Genomic DNA, 22,113 nt, shown 5'->3' with positions numbered 1-22,113 from the left:
CCCTGGAGTGTGGACCCTGAAAATTCAAAACTCAGGTGACCCTTTACACTTGCTCTTCAGGCCTGCAAAGACGGAAGCGCATCTTTTTCTCTCAGCCGTTAAACCAATCAACCCACCCAATGCAACAGCAATGGCCATGTGGTTTCGCAAACGCTTGCGCAACCGAAAAATCATAGGATGGAAACTGGATTGGCCAAACCTGAGATTGGCACTTGAGCTTTCCCCTCGCTTGGAGCCGGCCAGTGGAAAGTTCCTGGTTCTGAATGCCCGCTCCGGCATGAAATTCACAAATGAATTAATGGAGGGTTTCGGACAATCCCCGGAGTGGCCAGCCTTGGAAGATATCTTGGAAAATAAAGATATCTGGCGTGAATACCCCCACATATCCCCCCCCTTTCGTAAGGCATTATCAAATCTTCCAGAAGAGCAGCGGCATCATTTCTATATGGAAATGGCAAGCGGGAAAATGCCCTTATTCTTTCTTCATAAGTCGAAACAAGGATGGACGTCCCCTCTCTCATGGTCAAGAAAGGAGGAAAGTGAATCGTTTGTATCTGCTCTGGAGGCCGGGAACTCATACGGTGAAAGAACCCTTTTCCCGCTTCTTGAGATGGAAGAAGAAAAACCAGGACAGACCCTTTTGAAACGTGCGCGCAAAAAAGTAGAACGCAATCTCGCCAGGTTGGAAGAAGAAGAAAATCGCCTTCAAAAACTCGCCGATGAAAAAATCAAGGCAGAAGCACTTCAAGCAGAGTTGTATAAATTCAAACTGCTGGAAGGACTTGAAGTCATCACTGCGACTCACCCTCACCATGGGCCACAGACTATTCCTCTGAATCCCTATTTGTCTCCAACTGAAAACATGGAGCATTATTTCAAGTTGGCAGCAAAAGCAGATCGCGGCTTTCCGCACATCCAGCGACGCCGCACTGAGCTTCTTGCCGAACTCAAACAGCTGGAGGCAGGAGGCATCCCAGAAAGTCAGCAACAAGGGAAAAGCCCCCTCCCGGAAGCAACTTCCTCCCTCCCCAAACGATATAAAGGGCTGGCGGTTTCCCTTTTCCGATCATCCGACGGCTTCACCATACTCCGTGGCAAAAACAAACAGGCAAACCACGCCATGCTCAGTCGAGCCTCAAGTCCATTCGACTACTGGCTTCACCTCTCTGATGGCCCCAGTTCACACGTGATTCTGAAACGAGATCACCCAGGTCAGGAAGTCCCACAAAGGACTTTGGTTGAAGCCGCAATTCTGTGTGGGTTAAAAAGCTACCGTCAAGATGATGGTAAGGCAGATATTATGTATGCTTTGGTCAAGGATATCCGAAAGATCAAAGGATTTGCCCACGGGCAAGTGATGGTTGACCAGAGAAAAGGGACTCTTCGAGTGGATCTGGACCCGACTCTTGAGAAACGGCTCGGCGGATAGTGTATTCAGAAAAGCGAAAGCTCTCTACACAACCTGATTAATCTGCGAATCTCCGAGCATATTGAGTGCTAAGGTGCGTTCTGCATTCAATCGATTCGACACAGCCTGTTGTACCCGCTTGGTTGACGAGCTAAATTGTCCCTTACGTCTGTTATAGACGCCTTCGATCAATTTGGCATTAAATTCACTTTTTCCAACAGTTCCAGTGAAGTCATCCATGACCTTATTGAAAATACGAGAGGCACCGGTAGGTCCGTGCTGCACAGAAGTACTCCACAGCACTTCCTGCAATGCCTTGGGTGCATTGTTAAAATCAACCCCGGTTTGCTTGAGAATCATCGCCCTTGCAGGTTCATACGTCTCATTGGCAATAAATTCATGCTGCAGGGCTTCAAAACGTGTCGGATTTTCCGCCGCAAGCGCCTTCCACTCTGTCGGCATTCCTCCGCTTTTGGAGCCTGTATCCGTCGGACCTGCATTTCTCAAACGAGTACTCATAGTTGGTGCTTTGTCGTCAAGGAAAGTCAAAAAGCGATCCATGGTCCCAGGCTTAGACGCTATTTGATACTTACCATAGGACGTTCCCCCGACCCGGTCATATCCAATGGTCGCAACGCCGCCACTGCCAGACTCAAACCGTGCAGAGAGTTCCCCAACGGCTGGTTGAGTTGGTTCTTCAGTAACGACTTTCTGTGGTACGACATTCTGTGTTTGTTGCAACGAGGGTTGAGACTGTCCTGACCTTGAACGCATAATCCGGGTTATCGCGGTCAAAGCTTCGAACATCATGGCGTCCCCGATTAAAGACGAATCAAGGGATCCGGCAAGCCCTCCCTCCGCTCTATTCCGTGTTGCTTCTCCAAAAAGATTCTGTGTCAACTTCATCTGCATATCAAATGCGGTTTTCACTTGAGCAGAGCGCTCAGTGCTCAGCTTCCCAGTGCCACTTTTCCCACTTTCCTGAAGCGCGGCTATGGCGTTGTAATCGGTGATCGACCCGAAAGACATAGTACAACTCCTGCGTCAAAATTTTGGTCAGCCTAAAGGCCTACAAACAGAAGTAAGCAAAAGTTGTGCCCGGCGAGAGAAAAGCCCGATTTAATGAAAAATCACACCGAAAAGGAAAAGAGGGAGGAGTAGCGCACGTCTTCCCGCATCGACTCGAGCAGGCGTCTATGCCCAGAGGGGAAAGCAAAACCATCCAACTCATCCGGCAGGACAAAAGCGCCTTCCGAGGCTTCATTAAAAACAGGGGTAACAGGAGCGGTATCAGTCAGCTTACATAAATAACAATGCATGGTGACGCGATACCGGGTGTAAGAATATTTAATGACGCCAATCTTCTCGTGCGGGATAATATCCAATTCAACTTCTTCCATATACTCTCGCACAAGAGCTTCTTCGGGAGACTCACCACTCTCGATGCCACCACCGGGAAATTCCCAGAGTCCCGGCCAAATATCATCTGGTTTGCGCTTTTGAATAAGGACTTTCCCCGCACTCAAAAGGACACCAGTCGCCATTTCAATTTGAATGCTTTTCTTTTTTGGGGAAAGCACAGGGCGCTTATCGACTGTTTTATTTTTCAAGGCAACACAGTGATCGCTGACCGGACAATTTTCACACAGGGGACGTTTTGAACAGACAAGAGCACCAAGTTCCATAAGAGCCTGATTGAAAGTCCCAGGACGTGCCTCAGGAAGTATTTGGCACACCTGTTTGGCGATCTCATCTTTGGCAGCCTTATCGCTGACAGATATTTCAATATCCAGAAGTCGGGAAAAAACGCGAAGGACATTCGCATCAATTGCCGGAACAGGAAGCCGGAAAGCTATGCTGGCGATGGCTCCGGCTGTATACTCTCCCACACCGGGCAAAGAACGTATATCCTCAGGAGTCTGAGGGAAATCCCCTCCATATTCCTGAATGATAACTGCTGCGGCTTTTTGAATATTTCGTGCCCGTGAATAATATCCCAGCCCTTCCCACGCTTTGAGAATCTGTTCTTCATGAGCTTTCGCCACAGACTCAATATTAGGGAATTGATCCATCCAGTGCTCAAAGTACCCAATGACTCTATCAATCTGAGTCTGCTGAGCCATGACCTCGGATATCCATGTCCTGTATGGCGAACGCTCCAGTCTCCATGGCAAAGCCCTCGCATGATGATCATACCATGCCAACAAATCTTTCGTGAATATGTTCCCGTTCATGCGGGAGAGGATTACCCGCCCTTGGCCTGATTGGCAACTGCCTCGGCAGCCTTGGCGGCGGCTTCCTGATCACCAAGATAATAATGCTTGATGGGCTTCAGATTATCATCAAGCTCGTAAACGAGAGGAAGACCGGTCGGAATATTGAGTTGGGTAATCGCATCATCACTCACCTCATCAAGATATTTAACCAGCCCCCGCAACGAATTACCATGGGCCACAATCAACACACGTTTACCGGATTTTATCTGAGGTTCAATTGTCTCGAACCAATAGGGCATGGTGCGCTCAATAGTTAATTTCAGACTTTCACTGCAAGGAATATCCTTTTTCGCCATACTTGCATATCGAGAGTCAAAACCAGGAAACCGTTCATCATCCATTTCCAGCATGGGAGGAGGAGTATCAAAGCTACGTCGCCAGACAAACACTTGATCATCACCGTATTTGGCCGCAGTCTCTGCCTTGTTAAGCCCCTGCAGAGCCCCATAATGACGTTCATTCAATCGCCAGGTTTTACTCACAGGAAGCCAAAAAAGGTCCATTTCTTCCTGAACCAGCCAAAGAGTGCGAATGGCCCTTTTCAATACAGAGGTATGGACGACATCAAAAGAAAAGCCACCTTCCTTAAGGAGTCTGGCCCCCTCTCTGGCCTCCTTGACTCCCTGCTCAGTCAAATCTACATCCGTCCAGCCCGTAAATCGATTGGAAAGATTCCATTCGCTTTGCCCATGTCGAATCAACACCAGTGTATGCATATCCGCCTCCGCTTAATGACGTAACAATGGTAACTGTCTTACCCAGAAAAAATACTGATGTGAAGCCGCAATGAGTTATTATCAGTAACGTCGTGATGCTGAGGACCGACTTTCCTCATCAAGTTGATCAAAAAGTTCCCGCTTTCGTTTATCAAAAGAAAGCGCGCTCTTGATGACTGCCACCGCCAGGCAAAAGACGCTCAAAATAATGACAAATCCTTTGGTAAATTCCCAACGTTGCTCCCGTATGGCATCGAGAATCCAATTGCTCTGAATATCCCTTGTAAAATAGATGGTCGCGGGAATACCAACCAGAGCCAATCCCAATCCCAACAATTCAAGCCAGATAAAATTTCTCCCAAGCATCAGGACAAACAGCGTACTATCCCGAATAATACGAAGCGTGACCAGACGCCCCTGCAATGTATCTATGCGCTCTTCAATCTCATCAAGAAGCTTGAGAGATTTTCTGAAATTGTCTGCGTCCTTGAGTCGCTGAGTCTTGATCCAATTGATCTTATCTACACAAAAATTAAAATCCTTATTGAACTCAAGCAGCAATTTGGGAAAGGGAAACCATGCAGCTTCTTTCTGAATACTTTTCACGCGATCGGATTGATAGTCCAGATTGGCATCAATTCGCTTGATTTCCCGTTTAACTTCATCACCCAAACTGGCATCAAACTTCTCTGTGCCGCGTAAAAGTAAACGGTAGGCAACATAATTTTTGGTTTTTCCCAGATTTTCAAGGCGCTCCAATTCCTCGATCGCCGGTTCAAAAAAACTATGGTTTTCATCAAAACGCTTGGAAATATCTGTTGTTAAAGTACTCACTCTTTCTCGGACAGCTTTGACTTCTTCGTCAGCTTCTGCCCATCTATCCCACAGGGAACTCATAAGCTGCACGCGCCCACGATCTATTTCCGGGTCAATAAGAATTCGATTGAATATGTGCGGGTCTCGATCGATAAGGTCAGAAAAAACATCCATGGCCTGACCAGTAAAACCCATTTTTACCATACACACGCCCTGTCTGTAGACAGGATCAATCCAGGTTGGTGATGCCGAATTGGCGTGCTTGTATGTGTTAATTGCATCTTTGAGATTCCCGTCCACTTCCATAAGCCGGGCCTGAAGGAAAGCAATGTACCCCTGCTGCAACGGGGTATAGCTCATACGCTCCGCTTCTTGCCAATGAAAGAGCGCCTGCGTCTTGTCTCCTTTTTCCAGATTCCAGAATCCAAGGAGAGAATGCGGCTGATAGCTGCGTGGATACTTAAGCTGTGCATCTTTGATGACCCCTTCTGCAACTTCCAACTCTCCCGCTTCAATGTGCTGCAAAGCATCCCAAATGAATTCACCCTCCTGAGGAACTAATTGATTCATACTCTCAGGCCATTCCTTGGCTCGACTCCGCCAAACGACACGAAGGGTCCGTAACTGAGAAGGCGCATTGATCTCAAAAACAGCGCGGGCCATGAGCCCGTCCAACCCTTTGCTGGAATTGAGTAATTCAAGCATGTCGTCAGCGAAACTCTCTTCTTTGACATGCGTATCCACCTCAAGGAATCCTTTGGTAAAATCCTTGATATCGGTTTTCGCAAGTTTCTGCCAAACCTGAGGATGTAAAGCGGTCAAAGATTTTGAAGGACAATTCTTCGGTTCATGGTTCACCTGCCCACAATAGTAGCAGCATGTCCCCTCAGCACCAACAAGGACGTTCGCAAGAACAACCTGCATGGCACCATGATCAATTTGTTCTCCCCCTTCCCTCAGCGCTATGGTTCCCCACGAATCAAGCGAAACGGCTTCACTCCCGTAACGAGCTTCATTCATGCGAAACCATTCTGAAAGAAGGAAACCATCCATGAAGCGAACATGCGGAAAATCAGGAGCAAGGCGGTTCCAATCAAGTCCTATTTTTTTGGGAAGATCCGTTGAGAACGGAAGGTTCTCCTGAGAAACAGCGACCATGACAACAGGCCAGTATCGCTTCTCTGGATCATCTTTGACCCGTTTGATCAACGTCAGGATTTCACTGCAAAAAGACCTGAGCAATTGAAAATTATCCAGGGGGAAGAAAAGAACTCCCTCCTTGATGTCAGAAATATACTTGAGACCAAGCCTCTGAAGTAACTCTATAATTTCAGCCGAGAAATCGCGCCATCCCAAAATGGCTTCCTTGTCGGACATCCGCCCCAGCGGCTTGACGACAAAATACCATTTACGGATTGTTTCATAGTCCAATCCCTGGTCGGCATGAAAGCCAAGCCAATCGACGGAAGCAAGTCCTTCGAGCATCCCTGCGTCATGCGTCGTCAGACCACGTATGGTTTCCACTTCACCTTTGAGCTTAGGATGAACGACAACCTCAAATTCATCAGGGACCGGGGTTTCCTGTCTTTCCAATTCCGGCGGCAAGGAAATGGCATATTCCATCGCATACCCCACCAGGAAGGTCATGGGGATTACCTGACAAAAAATTGACATGGGGTTGACCCGAGCCCATATCTGGAGTCTGGCAAGTGCGCGAAATATTTCTGGTGTATTACAAAACCAAAGGGCCTGATCTGTGTCTTTGACTATGCAAAGCGCACCATATTCACGAAGAGTATTTTGTACAGCATTATTCAGTTTTCCCTTCCATGAAACCCATACGCCAAATCCCGATGCAACCAATCGTGATTGGCTGATCTCGGGAAGTTCGTCTATAAGTTTGGCAATGCTTGGCACGCGGTCACCTCAATGCTTTTGTCGATAAGAGCGACAAAAGCGTTTTTTTAAACCAGATCAATAATAATTTACATTTCCATGTCACGGACCAGAACTTTCATCCCATCACGTACAGTGCAAAACAAGTTCCAAACCCTTTCAGCTTCATCACTTTTCCCTCTCTTCTCACACCCCATCCGGTATATGGATGTTTTGGTTTCCAATTCCTGCATTGCACGTTCATATTGCCGGGCATCAAGTTTCCCGCTTTGCAGAATTTTGACAAGCGCATGGATGCGATAGCGATCCGGACATGGGACATTGTTTGACAATTGATCGGCACGCCCACCATATTTTATAGTCAATTGATCAGGGACAAGTCCGATAGGATAGAACAAGCAGGCCCGAAGCCATAAATCATAATCTTCGCACGAAGGCATAGTTACATCGAATGGACCGATGTGCTTCCATGCCTGTCGTGTCAACATTGTACACGACGGGCTAATCAAACACATTTTGAGTGAATCTTCAAAGAACCACCCTTCCGGCTTGGCATATTTGGCTGGCTGATTGACTCGCTTTCCCTTACGGAACCAAATCTCATTTGTCTGACTTATCTCGTACCCTCCCTGCTGCATATACTTTAATTGAGCTTCCAATTTATTCGGTAACCATTCGTCATCCGAATCGAGCAATGCCATATACTCTCCACAGCTCAATTCAATAGCCTTGTTACGAGCAGCAGACACCCCCTTATTCGCTTGATGAAAATACCGAATTCGCGAATCCTCATAGCTCGTGACTATTTCCGATGTATCATCGGTAGAACCGTCATCCACAATGATCAATTCCCAATTTTCATAGGTTTGTGCCAGAACAGAATCCAATGCAATAGAGAGCAATGACGCCCTATCATAAGTAGGGAGTATGATTGAAATCAATATATTCCTCATCAATGGTAGACCTTGCGTTAAGAACGGTGAACTGTCATGCTGTATTATCAAACAACGGTTCAAACCCGTAACGGATTTTATGAAAATATTCCAAGTCATCAATGTTCGGTGGTTCAATGCAACCGCCTGGTATGCCATCACCTTGAGTAAACTTTTGACTGATGCAGGGCATGAAGTCACGGTAATTACTCAAAAAGGAACGGCTTCGGAAAAAATAGCCCAGGAGATGGGACTCAACATTGTGGCAGTGGACTTGAATACAGTCAGTCCTCTCCGCTTTGCCGCCGCAACTCGTCATATCATACAACTTCTCAGGGCGCACCGTCCCGATATCGTCAACTGCCACAGAGGAGAAGGGTTCTTTATCTGGGGTGTTCTCAAATTACTGGGATGGCGGTTCAAACTTGTCAGGACACGGGGAGATCAGCGCCCTCCCAAAAGTGACTCCTTCAACCGGTGGTTACATGCACGAATAGCAGACGCTGTCGTCGTTACCAACAGACGTATGGCAAAATATTTTCTTGAAACCATGCGTACTCCCAGCAATCAGCTATGGCTTATCCATGGAGGTGTAGACACAAAACGATTTGCCTTCACAAATGAAGGACGACAAGCAGTCCGCAAGGAATTCGGTTTTACAGAAGAAGACACTGTCATCGGCCTCTTGGGTCGTTTTGACCGCGTGAAGGGGCATAAGGAAACAATTGAAGCTCTCGCGCGTTTGAAACAACACGGGGTTGATTCCATTCGCCTCTTCCTTATAGGATTTGACACAGCCATGAGTGAAGCTGATATTCACGAAAGCCTCGCTGAAAACAATCTCGAAAACATCACTCGCATTAGCGGAAAACGTAACGATGTGGCAGCCTGTATTTCTGCCATGGATATTGGGGTGGTCGCATCTCTCTGGTCGGAAGCAATTGCCCGTTCGGCATTGGAAATCATGGCGGCAGACCGCCCTTTGATATCAACCAATGTCGGTGTCATGCCAGACCTTGTCTCTCAGGATGGTCTTGTTGAACCAGGAGACGTCACAGGGCTTTCGCAAAAATTGCACACAATAATTGACGACACAAGAATGAGCAAAAACCTGCTGGAAGCCCAAAAAAGAACGCTGTCTCAGCTCACGCTGGAAGAATTTCTTAAACGGAGTCTCAATTTGTACCAAAGTCTTCTGGATGACTAGTTCCCAAAAAAATCGTTTGTCTTCCTGAGTTTGTCGGCAACAGCCATAATGGTCAGAGAGTAGCTTTCTGAGTGATTATAGCGGTAAATGACCTTCAACTGAGCCTTCCGATCCAAATCTTTTTCCCACCCGTGTTTTTTGATAAAATTAGCCATGCTATGAAGGGCATCGGCAGTATTGAACAAATCCACAATGCCATCACCTGACCCATCAACACCATAGGCGAGAGCACTCGACGGGATAAACTGACACTTCCCAATAGCTCCATACATAGAACTGGGAATTTCCAAAGGATCGTGCCCATTCTGCCTAGCATATGTGATAAGTGACTTGAGTTCCCCATAGGCCCAATTTGCTTTTTGACCTGTCCGACGCATCAGCCAATCCTTGACTTCATCGGACACATTTTCAAGATCGAGATGCGCTTCAATGAGGCTGAAATCTTTAGACAACGCCATATTCGAGAGTATTGTCAGCGCATTGTAACGCCCCACCTGATTCCCTAATTTCGTTTCGACCAGAAGAAGCGCTGTTAAAATATCACCGGGGACATCATACTTCCTCTCAATTACCTCAAAATCCTGCCTATGCTCTCGATAGTAACCATATGCACCAGCGATCAATATAGGATTGAGATACTTTCCCATGGCCTGTGGTTTTGTCCGGGGTCTTTTCTTAGAAACAGAAAGTTTAGTGGCAAGAAGCGCGTTAATTTTTCGCGCCATGATGTCAGGAGAGAAGCGAAGACTGGTTCGTCCGAAAAGTGATTTGATATAAGTTCGATCAAAACCGTCCTGAATCAATCTCTCTTCCAGAGGCTCCCAGATGCTCCCTGTTTGAGCCCAGCCAAGGGATGAAGCACTGAAAAAGAAAAAGGCGGCCAACGAAAAAACGAAGGCCGCACGATTGAGGCGACTTGAAGCGACAAAGTCAGATTCGATCCATGGGCACAAACCCCATCTCCTCCTCGAACTCGTCATCCATGCGAGATGCATATTTTTTCAGTTCGTACGACTTCCCACAGGAAGGACAACGGAGCAGCACTTCTTGGCATCCACGATCAGCTGTTAATTCAAAACCGCATTTTTCGCACACCATACCTTGTGCCTGCCAAGAACGTTTTCGTCCAAAAGTCATGGCTTTACCGGGCCTCGGCCAGTCCAAGATTTTTTTCACCCATGGCAACATACAAAGCTGAAATGGCAGTTCCGTAGTCAGCCAAAGCCTGAGACAACTGGGCTTCGCTTGTCGTGAGCCGGGCCTGTGCGTTCAATACGTCCGTATTTGTTCCCACTTGAGCCTGATAGCGGGCAACAGCCATACGGTATGCTTCTTCGGCGGCTTCAACTGATTTTTGGGCAACCGTTATACGGTCAGCGGCTTCCTTGATATTCAGCAGAGAAGTCTTGACTTCGAAGCCGGCATTAAGGCGCGTATCTTCCAACTGAGCCTGAACCTGCTTAATGGTTTCCTCAGCCTGCTTGTAGTCATAATAGTCAGCTCCACCCTCGAAGATTGACATGGAAGCAGTCACGCCTACAGTCCAATATTCCTGGTAGCTGTAGGGGTAATCGCCTCCCTTGCCAAGTCCGGCATCAACGCCTTTTTTGTAATAATCCCAATCTGCGTTGACCTCAGGATAAAAGCTACTGGCAGCTCTGGTTGCATCTTTTTCAGCAATCTCGACACTCTTCTCGCCGATAGTCAGATCAGGACGTCTTTCATACGCCCGACTCAAGCATTCCTGCAATGTCAGATCAAAAGGGATATAGGTCAATTCTCCGACATACTCGACATTGGATTCCAAGGGGATATTCAACAATGTATTGAGCTGCGCAATCTGAGTTGAGACAGCATTTCTGGCTGTCAAAAGATCCTGACGAGCTGTTGCCAGATCAACTTCCGCGTCGAGGACTTCCGCTTTAGGGCGAAGTCCGACTTCGTAGAAGGCATTAATGACTTTCAATTGGGATTCGAGACGTGCAACGGCATCTTCAGCGCTTTTGACATCCATCCGAGCTTTGAGAAGTGAAAGGAAATTGGATTGCACACTTGAAATGAGGGTCAACTCGACATCAGTCAAGGAAGCCTGATTCGACTCCTCAGTCAGCTTGGCCTTTTGCCAAGTGGCCAGCAGATTGAATCCCTGAAAGACTGGTTGAGTCACATTGACGTTGGCGACCCAGTCTTCGTGCCTCCCAGAGGTGGTCAGAGCACGCCCGTAGTTGGTGAAGCCGTATGAAGCTTGCGCTTTGGGCAGGAACTGCCCAAAGGCAGAGCGTGTCCCGTAAGTTGAACCAGTCAACTGGGCACGAATGGCTGTCATACTCGGGTTGAGAGAAAGCGCACGTTTGACACTCCTCTCAAGGTCAAAGACTCCCGAAATATCCTCTACGGTTTCCAGCTTTGCACCTGGAGCGGGATCAGCGTCTTGGGCCAAAGCGAATGACGAAAAGATCATGATGACCATGACGGCCATGGGTAAGAACAGAAACCGTTTAAGACGCATAATGTATTATCCTGTTTTGCTGTTTTCTAGATGTAGTTGAACTTGCAACAAATTCATTCCTCACTATCTAACAACTCTTTATTACCTGTGCAACCACAAATAGGTTGAATCAAGTATAAAGAGAAGCACAATCAGCAGAATCACCCTGCAATTTTTCCAAGGTATGCTTCAGGGTTGGTAAAAGAGGCTCCAAGCACTCCGCCACTGCTTTCGGACTTCCAGGCATATTGACTATTAAGGTTTCACTCAAAGTCCCAGCAATTGCTCTTGAAATTGCTCCGTGCGGGGTTTTGGACAAACTCGCTTCCGTCATGGCTCGTTCATATCCTGGCAACCGTTTTTCAATAAGGGATAAAGTTGCTTCAGGGGTTATATCTCTCGGGCCGACACCGGTCCCCCCTGTTGTCAAAATCAAGTCAAACCTCTGAACCAGGGCCAAATCTGCCAAAAGACCTTTTAATTGACGAGGGTCATCGGGAATGATGAACCCTTGAACAAATGCCAAATCAAGCTTTTCAGAGACGAGCTTCGCTATGAGAGGGCCGGACTTATCTTCACGCTTTCCGGCCGCACCTTTGTCACTCAAGGTCACCCATGCAAGAGAGTAGCCATTTTTGGTGACATCAAAGTCAAATTCGCCTTGTGGACAATCAGTCATTGTCTCCAGAACGACCTGTCTGGTGGAAGCGCTTTCCCCACAGCCAGGAACCCAACCAGCAGAAACCACACGAAGGAGTATAGAATCATTTCCGAGGATGGATCCTGCCTGCAAAAAATGAAAAACATTCTCGGTCCCTTCCAGCTTGAAAGGAGAAAGCAGACCGTCTTTGGCGAGGGTATGATACTCACCCTTGGGAACACCTGTCACTACAGTAACCCGAACGCCACTGTTGCTCATATTGACCTCTTTCTTTACGCTAAAAGAACAGCAAGAATCCCGGCGATAAAGACACCGCCAAAAGTCCCAGCACCACCGATCGAGACAAGCGGTGCCCCGACAGAATTTCGAATGCGCGGCAGCAAAAGGGGAAGTAGATTCCCTCCCAAAAGCGTTCCCAATGTCCCTGCGACATAGGCTGCCACTGGCCGAAATGGTTCTGGAACAAAAAAGAATACCGAGATAAATGTCATCAGAGCCGGCATAAAGAGCGGCACGCGAAGCCCTGTGAAAGGATCAGCTTTGGAAAGAGCAAAGCAGCCTCCTGTTACCATCAGTAAAGCAAATCCAATCCAGGCAAATGACTCCAGCGCATGCCCTTCTGTTCGCATACCGAGTAGGAAAGTTATACTGAGTAAAACTGGGAGGATACATCCACCGACATTCATTGCAAAAACTTGTTTTTTCAACTCATTGGCCGGTTCTTCCTCCAAATGCACAGGGCGACCGAATTCATCCACGGAAAATCCCATGGAACGAGGTCGGGGCACCACGACAAGCCGTTCACTGGTATAAACCGGAAGGTTGACCACACGTCCGACAAGGATGGCAATAAACATCAAAACGCCCTGGGCCGGAGTCAGGCCGAGCTTGGAAAAAGCCTCTGCCACGATGGAAATAGGGAGAAATACAAAGACAAAAAAGAGGCAGACCATAAAAAGGAGAACTGCAAAAATACCGCCGGAAAACTGAAAATATGGATTCTTCATTTGGTTGACCCGTTTACATAAAAGCGGGTTGCTTTTTGTTTTATCCCGGAACTATAGTGTTACGGACTTGACGTTCGGATGTATCCTAACTCAACTACGAAGTAAATCACAGGACCAACGAGGCTTCAATGAAAGGCATTATTCTGGCAGGTGGATCCGGTACCCGATTGCACCCGCTGACACGAGTTGTCAGCAAGCAATTGCTTCCAGTCTATGACAAGCCCATGATCTATTATCCACTCTCTACCTTGATGCTGTCAGGGATAAAAGAGATACTTGTAATATCCACCCCGCATGATCTACCACAATTTCAAAAGCTTCTGGGTGATGGATCGCATTTAGGCATCCACCTTGAGTATAAAGTCCAGCCCACCCCGGATGGACTTGCTCAAGCTTTCATTATCGGAGAAGATTTCATTGGAAATGACACTGTTTGCCTCGTCCTCGGAGATAATATTTTTTATGGGCATGGATTAGGTTCTATCCTCAAAAAAGCTGGAGAGCTAAAGCAAGGTGGTATTGTTTTCGCCTACCTGGTCAAAGATCCCGAACGATACGGTGTAGTGGATTTTGATACTGACTTTCGCGCCTTGTCTATTGAGGAAAAGCCAAAACACCCAAAGTCAAAATATGCGGTCACCGGACTTTACTTCTACGATAACGATGTCATCAGGATAGCCAGGGGGCTTACCCCATCAGCTCGTGGGGAGCTTGAAATTACTGATATAAACAAGGAATATCTTGCCAAGGAAAGCCTTGAAGTGCAGACCCTAGGCAGAGGGTATGCGTGGCTCGACATGGGAACCCACGAATCCCTGCATGGTGCAGGAAGTTTTGTACAGGCAGTGCAGGAGCGTCAGGGATATATTATCTCAAGCCCGGAAGAAATCGCCTACCGAATGGGCTTTATTGATGCTCGACAACTCAACAAACTTGCCTGTGATTTGAGCAAAAACAGCTATGGACAGTATCTCCTTGAACGAGTTCTGGAAGATGAGCCAGGAAGTTGCTCCAGATAGAAAAAAGCGCTCCCCTTATGGAGAGCGCTTTTTGAAAAAGCAAACTGTGACAAATGCCACGTTTTCTTTTTAGTGGTGATCTTCTTCCATAGCTTCCTTGACCCGGATAACACCGATGGTCAAAATCCATGCAAGATAAATAAATATCAAAGACACACCGACAAAACCAGGGCCTGAGCTATTCGCCATCCCATGAAGCAACTCTCCAATCATTGTAAACCTCCTCGATCAACCCTTCTTAAGCTTGAAAATATTTTTTGTATTTCTCTCTTAAACAAAGAAAAGTCAACCCTGTTGGGGCAAAAAGACTCGCACGAAGACAAAACAATTTGACGCTTCACTTGTCAGGAGAAGCAGTTTTGCCTAATACGGATTTGTGAAGAGTACATTTCAAACCACATGGCGGTGGTGTATGGATTTTTTCCATTTAATTACAGCATTATTCTGCAAGAAAAGAAAACAGTCTTCCTCCGGAACAAAAAGTACCGTTCGCGTACAGAAGGGGGCGTCCTCGAATAAGAAGAATGGTACCAAAGCAGATTCGGTAAAAAACGATTTTCCATCTGAATCTTCTTTTCTTCCACCAAATCCATCCGTAAAAGACCTCACATGTAAAGAACAGAATCGTCAAAGATCAAAGAAGGATACAACAACGCAATCTGACGGTTTCTGCATTTCTTTAAAAGAAAAAGATGCCCAGGGAAAAAAGAGGAATGCCCTCCGACTTGAGATAGAAGGACTTGAAGTTCATGTCATACGGCTGAAGAGTCATTTTCAAGTCACCGACATAAGCACGACCGGACTTGGATTTGCCTTTGAAAAACCACGGCTCAAAAGCGGTGTTATTTTAAAAATGGATCTTTACCTGCATGGAACGCTCAAGGTCTCCGGCCTTTCCTGCAAGGTCAAACGCCATACTTACGGTTCAGTTGGTTGCCTTTTCACCAAACTCGACAAAGCTCAGGATGACAAAGTGCATGAGATAGTCCTGATGGGGCAAAAAAAAATCATTCAACGCAAGCAGACACGTTTTAAGGACAAAGACGATTAACCTAAAGTTTCTCTTTCAGTTCCCGGACCAGAATATCCAAATCATTCGGGCCACCAGAGATATGATCTTCGGGATACAATAATGCGGTCATAAAAAAGACACTTCCGATGCGCAAAGCTGTGCTGGCACTCATTGAGAACTGCTCCAGCTTCCTGGCAATGTCTTTCCCCAACTCACCATCCACGGCTTCCGTCAACGGCCACGCCTTTTCGCCAAGAGCCGCAAGTATCTCTGCTTTTTCCTCCAACTTCACCTGGAAAGCCCTTTGCCCTTTTTCAGCAAGAAGAGCCTCCCCTTCTTTCTCCAAATCATGAACAAGCGTGGCCTGTTGAGCCAAAAATTCGACCAATTCGTTAAGTGCTTTAGCCATAACAACTCCCATTTCTATGAGCTTACGCCGCGAATCATGCAAAAAGCAAGAAGTCATCTTTCTCAGCCGAGATATCTTCACTCCGATGTTTTCAATTTCACCCCCAAAATTATTTTCTCAAGAACATGCAGAGCTCTGGCTATTCGCTTTTCGCTGGACAATATGTGCCAGAGATTTTACCTCAGTTCCTACTGAAACTAACGTATGGATTATGAGGAGTCGGAGTTGAGTATACTATCCGCAAGCATTGGACTGACACGATATAGGGTCATCGAAGAAGTTCCCCAGGAAATTTTGAAACAAGTCCCTGAAAAATTACAGCAATTCTGTTTTGTTGACATTGATGCCACAGCTGACGAGCGGTCATTCGGATGGACAAATATAGATGACATGCTGGATATGAACTGGACACAATCTCCGCCGGAAAAAGCGGAATATTTCACCTTTGGACTCAGACTTGATACTCGCAGGATTCCACCGGCAGTACTCAAAAAACACCATACTGTCGCACTGAATAAAGAGTTGGCACACAATAAGGAACAGGGAAAAAATTTTGTGTCGCGTGATCGAAAAAAGGAACTCAAGGAACAAGTCGTTCTCAGACTCCGGGCACGCACTTTCCCGATTCCAGCCATGTTTGACATAATTTGGAATCCGACCACCAACCGCATCTATCTGACAACGACCAATGCCAAAGTTTGCGCTCTGTTTGAAGATTATTTCGCGCTCACGTTCGATCTTCATCTCGAACCGCTGACACCGTTCTTCATGGCCATGGATATCCTCGGAGAAGAGGCTGCCCCACGACTTGAAAATCTTGAACCGACCATCTTTGTTTAGGAGCTGCCATGGATCTCTCTCTTGTTGAACGCGAAAACACCCTGCTTGGTCAGGACTTTTTGACTTGGCTGTGGTACAAGACTGACAATGAAAACATCCTCTTTCAGTTGCCGGACAAACGAACTTTTTCCCTGAACATGGAACAAAAACTTTCAGTACAGGGCGGCGAAGGCGAAACCAAATCCACGGCGACAGTGTCTAGCCCCGGCGGTGAAATGACTGAGGCAAAGACTGGTCTGAAAACAGGTAAAAAAGTCAATAAGGCACAGCTCCTTTTTTCGATGGATCAGGATGACTGGCTTGTTCAGGTCAATAGCTCCGACTTTGGTCTTTCTGGATTAAAAACACCCAAGATATCGACAAAAGACGATGAAGGGGATGACCCGGATGCAAAATTCCTTGAAAAAATGTTCCTCATGGAACGGTGCCTTGAAATGTTCGACATTGTCTTCACTCAATTTCTCAGACTTCGCATGAGCAAGGAATGGAATGAAGAAGCAGCTCAAGTCAAATTGTGGATTGGTGGATAAATGTCTCAGGGACCAATCCGCATAGCTTGCTTTGGTGACAGTCTGACAGAAGGGTATGGACTGGCCCCCAACGATGCGTTGCCGTCTCTTCTTCAAAAGAAACTCAGAGATGACGGAATTGAGGCAGTGTGTCTCAATTTCGGCGTCTCAGGTGAGACTTCCACCGATGGGCTGGACCGCGTTGAGGCCGTGCTGGCGGCGAAACCGCACGGAGTTATTCTGGAATTCGGCGCAAATGATTGCTTTGTCGGCGACCCTATTTCTACCATTCAAAATTCACTCTCAACACTCATTGAAACATTCACCAACCAACGCATTCCAACCCTGCTGGTTGGAATCTCTTCTATTCTGCAAAGCGACCAAGACTACAAAGATCTTTTTGACCCGATTTTCCCGGAATTGGCAGCGCACCATAATCTGCTGTTTCTCCCTGACATTCTCGCCTGCTACCATGGGAATGTATCACTTACGCTTCTTGATGGCATGCACCCCAATGAACAAGGAGTACAAGCCATCGCAAACGATTTATATCCTCTTTTGCATACGTTGATAGCTCAAATAAAAAGCTGACTTTCTCTTCACCAACACGCACCCTCATCACTCCATCCTCCCCTTTCAATAAGGATGAGGGGCTTGTCTTCATCATAATATTCCCCTAGCTTACCTCTCTCAACCAATACCTCTCACGAAGACTCCATGCAAAATGAGCCACCGCGCCAGAGAGGAACAAACGAGAGAGAATTTTTATGCGCTATAAGTTGCAGATGATGAACACTGACTTTGGTGTTGGAATGTTTGCGGCACTCCCTGACGTCAATTTGAGTTTCAACGAAATGATGGCTTACCTTCGCAAACACCCCTACGATGACTACATGCACGAATTCGTGCTCCAGGGATTTAAAAATTTCAGGACCAAGAAACTTGAAAAACTGATCATTCAAGTCATGAAGGACAAGGGGCAATCAGACCCGATCATGGCAGCCATCCTTTACGAGGCCTGCATCTGCCATGAAAGGCAACGCCCACTGCTCGGGCTGTTCGCAGGGATTGACCCTCAACGTCTTGTGGATTTTACACCAGCCATCCACATTCGCTCAATGCTTCTTCATGACCAGAAACTTCACCAGCAGTGGATTGCCCACTTTGGTGATAATATTTTTAACATGACACCACTCCCTGCTCCGGCTCAGTTAGATATCCCCCCCATATTCACAAAAAGAGAATATCTTTCTACTCACTGGTACACAATCAAAGAGGCATATCATGAACTCAAAAAGGAATTTCCCCCGGCTCAAGCCCGGCGTCCTTTGCAAGAGACCATTGACTTCGCCTTGTCGGTTCTCGAAAAAGCCGACGCCTTTTTAGGCCCAGCCATGGAGCATAAGGCATCTCTTTCACCAATTGCCCGCCTGCGTCACTGGATGGTCAAGATTCGTAGCAGCAATGGGAGACTTGCCAACTCACTGGAAGGTATTCAAACATGCTATGGTCGCGGGCTGATTCAACAAAGCGCTGAGGCGTCGTATGCAATGGAGTTAGCTGAACGGTTTTCCTCCTACGCCTCTTTCGGAGCGAACGGTGTATTAGGCTACAAAAAAACATACCCCATGACATATGCAGCCTATGAGACACTCAAGACTCATGCGATCAACCCTAACGACATAAGACTTGAAGTCCCCTATACCGGTCAAAAACTCAACTGGCTTGAAGGGCAGGCTCCTGATGGAAAAGGAAATCTGAACCCGATACTCATTCCTGCACAGTGCATTTTTCTCTTCTGCAATCTTGACGAGCAAAGCTTGTTTTCAGCCCTTGGCTCAACGGGACTGGCGTCAGGCAACACCATAGCGGAGGCAAAGGTCGCCGCACTGACAGAGGTTATTGAACGCGATTGTGACGCCACTGTCCTCTTCGATCCAAAACGTTGCTTCAGAGTTGAATCAAAAGACCCAGAAATCGCACGTCTTCTTCAAGCTTATAAAGATGATGGAATAGACATCTGGTTTCTTGACGTGACTTCCGAGCTAGGCATCCCATGTTATAAATCAGTCGTGTTGGGAAAATTGGGCGATGTCAATAAGGGATCCGGCTGTGACCTCAATGGAAAATCAGCGCTGATATCCGCCATGACGGAAACCGCCTACCCCTACCCAGGCCCCTCAAGTGGCCCCGCCCCAGAAGGACTTGAGACCAGACAACTTGAAGACCTACCCAATTACTCTACAGGGAGCGCAGAAGGTGATTTGATGATTTTGGAAAAGACCCTGATATCCAACAGGTACAATCCAGCCTATGTTGATCTGACACGGAAGGATCTGAATATTCCGGTTACACGCGCCCTCGTTCCGGGCCTGGAACTCATCTCCGACTTTGACCACTATTCACGTGTCAGCTCAAGACTTTTCAAAAACTATATGAAAATGTTCCCTGAAGACACACATCGTGCGGATTCTAGCAGGTAATCGAACTTGACACTTCTTCATATTTGTTTGCGTATAATTGATAGAGTCTCTTTTGACGGTGGTGTAATCATATTGGATGATTTTCTGGCAAAGTGTTCATGTACACCAAGTGCCGCGTCATCTGACCATCACCATTCTCAGTCAGAGTGACTCCATCCCCTGTACTTGGCGTACTCTCTAAGGGCATATCCACCTCCCCGGATATGCCCTTTTTACTGAATACCTTCTCAAAATATATTGACTGTCCGCCGCATTGCAGGATACTGACAATATCCCTCGCCTGGGTGGTGGAACTGGTAGACACCAGGGACTTAAAATCCCTTGTTCGCAAGGACGTGCGGGTTCAAATCCCGCCCCAGGTACCAAAAGAAAAAGGCCTTGGAGAGTTTCTCCAAGGCCTTTTTCTTTTGGTGTACCTTATACAACGCAGGAATACTCGCTAGTCTCTTTGCATAAATGAGCAGCTCAACAAAAAAACAACAGTCCGGGAAAACAGGACAAACAAACTCTCTAGGCGTCTGGGAGAATCAGACACATTCCCATTCCATACTTTTAATGTTGATATATTTACTGTAATATAAGACTGTTATCTGAAAAGATTAATTCCGGCACATTTCTTCCATACCAGAATTGATTAGTTCGAAACGCTTATCAGGTAGACTCTTCCCAACAAAAGGCCACGAGATCACACACAATGTTTTATCCCATACTTTGCCACTCCAAAGTCGAACGTTCGGAAAACTTTGGAAGGCTCCTTCTATGCATCAACTCAACCTCCTCACCTACAAATAGAATGCATTGTTTACATCTTTATGGTGAGCAATACGAAAAGATACGCTGAAATATTGAGAAAAAGAGAGGGCTTTTCTTAGAATTGAAGTCAGGAATTTTATTGTTTTGATCCGCGGTTTCTATTGCGAATAAAGCCATGCAAGTATGATTCACCATGAGTAGAATAACAAATTTCCTCAGTAAAAAAAATAGATGAATGGTAAATCACTATATAAAAAAATATAAAAAGGAGCTTTCCTATTTTATAGCGAATGCTCCAATGGCAATACTGGCCTCATCATTACCGGGATTAGTTAACTATGCAGTAATCATAATCCTTACTTCTTTCTATGAAATTGAATCCGTCGGTGAGTACCGATTGATAATGTCCTATTATGGTCTCATCGGGCTCTTTTCCTTTCTTGAAAGTTCCAAGATCGTGATACGATCATATGTTTCTGAAGAGAAAGAGGCTGTTGCATCAATCTTTTACTTGCGACTTTATGGGATGCTCTGTGTAACATCCATTCTCTTCCTAATCTGGATTAGCCAAGACTCCGGAAACAATTTTATTAGCAAAGAAATGCTGATGGCGGCTCTATTTGGATGTATTATATATCCAACGGAACTATATCTTTCCTACCTACAAGCTACTTGTAAATTCCAACGACTTGCGTTTTTAACACTTGCAAAATACAGCTTCTCAGTAGTTCTATTTCTCATTTCAATGCACTATTACCAATCTGTTTTTTACTCTATGACTGTGCAACTGGCAACAATGGGACTCTTCAATATTGGGTACTTTTTGAAATACTACTCAAAATTTATACTTAGTGCAGGTATTACAGCAGCAAATCCATTAGTACTTGTAAAACATAAGACATCAAAAGAATCCCTGATTCTAAGCTTGGCAAATTGGCTCCCAAGCTCCTTGGAACACGTAGATAAACTTATAATAGGTCACTTTTTTGGGCTTGAAAGCTTAGGTATGTATACATTGGCATTTTCTACTGGCCGGTTTATATACAATGGATTAAAACCAGCATTTTATATATACTACAAGAGCTATGTAAAAGCTCTTCCGAATAATAAGCTTATACAACTAGCAACTGTTGCGTTTACTTTTTTGGGTATTATTTTATCTATCGGATTTAAATATTTATATACTCATAACTATCTATCAAGTTCTTTTGTAAAAGTAGAACCTGTTGTATATATTATGTTTATATCCTACGGAATAGCTTTAGCGGATACAATCTATTCTCAGTCCTATGGCTTGAATAAAGTTACAAAATCATGGCACCTACTTGTATCCAATGCCCTCATCAGTATTTTTTGCCTCATACTGTTTGGTATAGCCCCAATAGTTCCTGCTGAGTGGGCATTTATCATATGTGCATCACATTATCCCATTAGACACCTCGGGACGATAAGCATTTTATCATGGCTACGGCATAGCCAATTCACTATTATTGAAAAGAAGCTGGTATAGTAATGCAATTGCAGTCTATACAAAATGGTATTTTTGGAAAATTTGTATACTTTCTAACAATATTACTCTTCTTTTTGTCAATTGCTCTTGTACGGTTTATGATTTGGAATATTCCTGCTCGTGCTTTTCTGGTTATTTTTATATTTCTCCTCTGTTTATTTGTCCAACCCC

Annotated in this window: 21 protein-coding genes and 1 tRNA gene; 10 read left to right on the top strand and 12 right to left on the bottom strand. The window is 45.9% G+C overall.

Annotation, left to right across the window (positions count from 1 at the left end):
* Positions 1–49 precede the first annotated feature (49 nt).
* The gene (locus tag BN4_RS00570) at positions 50–1,429 is read left to right on the top strand and encodes an NFACT RNA binding domain-containing protein (RefSeq protein WP_231856558.1); all 1,380 of its coding nucleotides are present in this window, start codon (positions 50–52) and stop codon (positions 1,427–1,429) included.
* Between the two features lie 24 nt (positions 1,430–1,453).
* On the opposite strand, the gene BN4_RS00565 is transcribed toward BN4_RS00570, so the two are convergent.
* From BN4_RS00565 to BN4_RS00545, 5 genes are all read right to left on the bottom strand, one after another.
* Complete coding sequence (locus BN4_RS00565; protein ID WP_015413400.1) at positions 1,454–2,437, bottom strand: VgrG-related protein; 984 nt, start codon at positions 2,435–2,437, stop codon at positions 1,454–1,456.
* A gap of 101 nt (positions 2,438–2,538) precedes the next feature.
* A complete protein-coding gene (gene mutY / locus BN4_RS00560; protein ID WP_015413399.1) occupies positions 2,539–3,642 on the bottom strand; it encodes an A/G-specific adenine glycosylase in 1,104 nt (367 codons plus the stop codon).
* An 11-nt stretch (positions 3,643–3,653) separates the two neighbouring features.
* Positions 3,654–4,400 (bottom strand): 2,3-diphosphoglycerate-dependent phosphoglycerate mutase, encoded by a 747-nt coding sequence (gpmA, locus tag BN4_RS00555; RefSeq protein WP_015413398.1) that lies wholly within the window; start codon positions 4,398–4,400, stop codon positions 3,654–3,656.
* A gap of 81 nt (positions 4,401–4,481) precedes the next feature.
* Positions 4,482–7,133 carry a tetratricopeptide repeat protein gene (locus BN4_RS00550; protein ID WP_015413397.1) on the bottom strand — a complete coding sequence of 884 codons (2,652 nt, stop codon included), beginning with the start codon at positions 7,131–7,133 and terminating at the stop codon, positions 4,482–4,484.
* A gap of 68 nt (positions 7,134–7,201) precedes the next feature.
* Positions 7,202–8,053 (bottom strand): glycosyltransferase family 2 protein, encoded by an 852-nt coding sequence (locus tag BN4_RS00545; RefSeq protein WP_231856557.1) that lies wholly within the window; start codon positions 8,051–8,053, stop codon positions 7,202–7,204.
* Positions 8,054–8,144: 91 nt separating this feature from the next.
* On the opposite strand from BN4_RS00545, the gene BN4_RS00540 reads away from it, so the two are divergent.
* Positions 8,145–9,251, top strand: coding sequence for a glycosyltransferase family 4 protein (locus tag BN4_RS00540; RefSeq protein ID WP_041720065.1), 1,107 nt, complete (start codon positions 8,145–8,147; stop codon positions 9,249–9,251).
* Here BN4_RS00540 and BN4_RS00535 read toward each other — a convergent pair.
* From BN4_RS00535 to BN4_RS00515, 5 genes are all read right to left on the bottom strand, one after another.
* A complete protein-coding gene (locus tag BN4_RS00535; protein WP_015413394.1) occupies positions 9,248–10,204 on the bottom strand; it encodes a lytic murein transglycosylase in 957 nt (318 codons plus the stop codon). The genes BN4_RS00540 and BN4_RS00535 overlap by 4 nt on opposite strands.
* Entirely contained in the window at positions 10,182–10,388 is a 207-nt protein-coding gene (locus BN4_RS18200) for a dual CXXC motif small (seleno)protein (RefSeq protein ID WP_041720064.1), read from the bottom strand. Before BN4_RS18200 ends, BN4_RS00535 begins: the two co-directional genes overlap by 23 nt.
* Positions 10,389–10,392: 4 nt before the next feature.
* Positions 10,393–11,760 carry a TolC family protein gene (locus BN4_RS00525; RefSeq protein ID WP_015413393.1) on the bottom strand — a complete coding sequence of 456 codons (1,368 nt, stop codon included), beginning with the start codon at positions 11,758–11,760 and terminating at the stop codon, positions 10,393–10,395.
* Between the two features lie 109 nt (positions 11,761–11,869).
* Complete coding sequence (locus BN4_RS16980; RefSeq protein WP_015413392.1) at positions 11,870–12,658, bottom strand: MogA/MoaB family molybdenum cofactor biosynthesis protein; 789 nt, start codon at positions 12,656–12,658, stop codon at positions 11,870–11,872.
* Between the two features lie 14 nt (positions 12,659–12,672).
* On the bottom strand, positions 12,673–13,407 hold the full coding sequence (locus tag BN4_RS00515; RefSeq protein WP_015413391.1) for a DUF1614 domain-containing protein: 735 nt from the start codon (positions 13,405–13,407) through the stop codon (positions 12,673–12,675).
* A gap of 128 nt (positions 13,408–13,535) precedes the next feature.
* Between BN4_RS00515 and rfbA the strand changes: the two genes are divergently transcribed.
* Positions 13,536–14,426, top strand: coding sequence for a glucose-1-phosphate thymidylyltransferase RfbA (gene rfbA / locus BN4_RS00510; protein WP_015413390.1), 891 nt, complete (start codon positions 13,536–13,538; stop codon positions 14,424–14,426).
* Between the two features lie 69 nt (positions 14,427–14,495).
* Here rfbA and BN4_RS17900 read toward each other — a convergent pair whose 3' ends face one another.
* The gene (locus BN4_RS17900) at positions 14,496–14,639 is read right to left on the bottom strand and encodes a hypothetical protein (RefSeq protein WP_015413389.1); all 144 of its coding nucleotides are present in this window, start codon (positions 14,637–14,639) and stop codon (positions 14,496–14,498) included.
* 199 nt (positions 14,640–14,838) lie between these two features.
* On the opposite strand from BN4_RS17900, the gene BN4_RS00505 reads away from it, so the two are divergent.
* A complete protein-coding gene (locus BN4_RS00505) occupies positions 14,839–15,477 on the top strand; it encodes a PilZ domain-containing protein (protein ID WP_015413388.1) in 639 nt (212 codons plus the stop codon).
* 1 nt (position 15,478) lies between these two features.
* Here the strand turns inward: BN4_RS00505 and BN4_RS00500 are convergent, their stop codons facing one another.
* Entirely contained in the window at positions 15,479–15,847 is a 369-nt protein-coding gene (locus BN4_RS00500; RefSeq protein ID WP_015413387.1) for a hypothetical protein, read from the bottom strand.
* A 225-nt stretch (positions 15,848–16,072) separates the two neighbouring features.
* Between BN4_RS00500 and rdgC the strand changes: the two genes are divergently transcribed.
* The 6 genes from rdgC to BN4_RS00465 all read left to right on the top strand — a co-directional run bounded on the left by rdgC (position 16,073) and on the right by BN4_RS00465 (position 21,942).
* On the top strand, positions 16,073–16,687 hold the full coding sequence (gene rdgC / locus BN4_RS00495) for a recombination-associated protein RdgC (RefSeq protein ID WP_041720514.1): 615 nt from the start codon (positions 16,073–16,075) through the stop codon (positions 16,685–16,687).
* A gap of 8 nt (positions 16,688–16,695) precedes the next feature.
* Positions 16,696–17,217 carry a hypothetical protein gene (locus BN4_RS00490; RefSeq protein ID WP_015413385.1) on the top strand — a complete coding sequence of 174 codons (522 nt, stop codon included), beginning with the start codon at positions 16,696–16,698 and terminating at the stop codon, positions 17,215–17,217.
* The gene (locus BN4_RS00485) at positions 17,218–17,787 is read left to right on the top strand and encodes a GDSL-type esterase/lipase family protein (protein ID WP_015413384.1); all 570 of its coding nucleotides are present in this window, start codon (positions 17,218–17,220) and stop codon (positions 17,785–17,787) included.
* A 176-nt stretch (positions 17,788–17,963) separates the two neighbouring features.
* Positions 17,964–19,679 (top strand): YcaO-like family protein, encoded by a 1,716-nt coding sequence (locus tag BN4_RS00480; RefSeq protein ID WP_015413383.1) that lies wholly within the window; start codon positions 17,964–17,966, stop codon positions 19,677–19,679.
* 278 nt (positions 19,680–19,957) lie between these two features.
* A tRNA-Leu gene (locus BN4_RS00470) sits at positions 19,958–20,044 on the top strand.
* A 623-nt stretch (positions 20,045–20,667) separates the two neighbouring features.
* Positions 20,668–21,942 (top strand): lipopolysaccharide biosynthesis protein, encoded by a 1,275-nt coding sequence (locus tag BN4_RS00465; RefSeq protein ID WP_015413382.1) that lies wholly within the window; start codon positions 20,668–20,670, stop codon positions 21,940–21,942.
* Positions 21,943–22,113 lie beyond the last annotated feature (171 nt).

The sequence above is a fragment of the Pseudodesulfovibrio piezophilus C1TLV30 genome (assembly GCF_000341895.1).
GTDB classification, from domain to species: domain Bacteria; phylum Desulfobacterota; class Desulfovibrionia; order Desulfovibrionales; family Desulfovibrionaceae; genus Pseudodesulfovibrio; species Pseudodesulfovibrio piezophilus.
The sequence above is the reverse complement of the archived record's forward strand: the minus strand, read 5'-3'. Positions and strand labels throughout refer to the sequence as shown.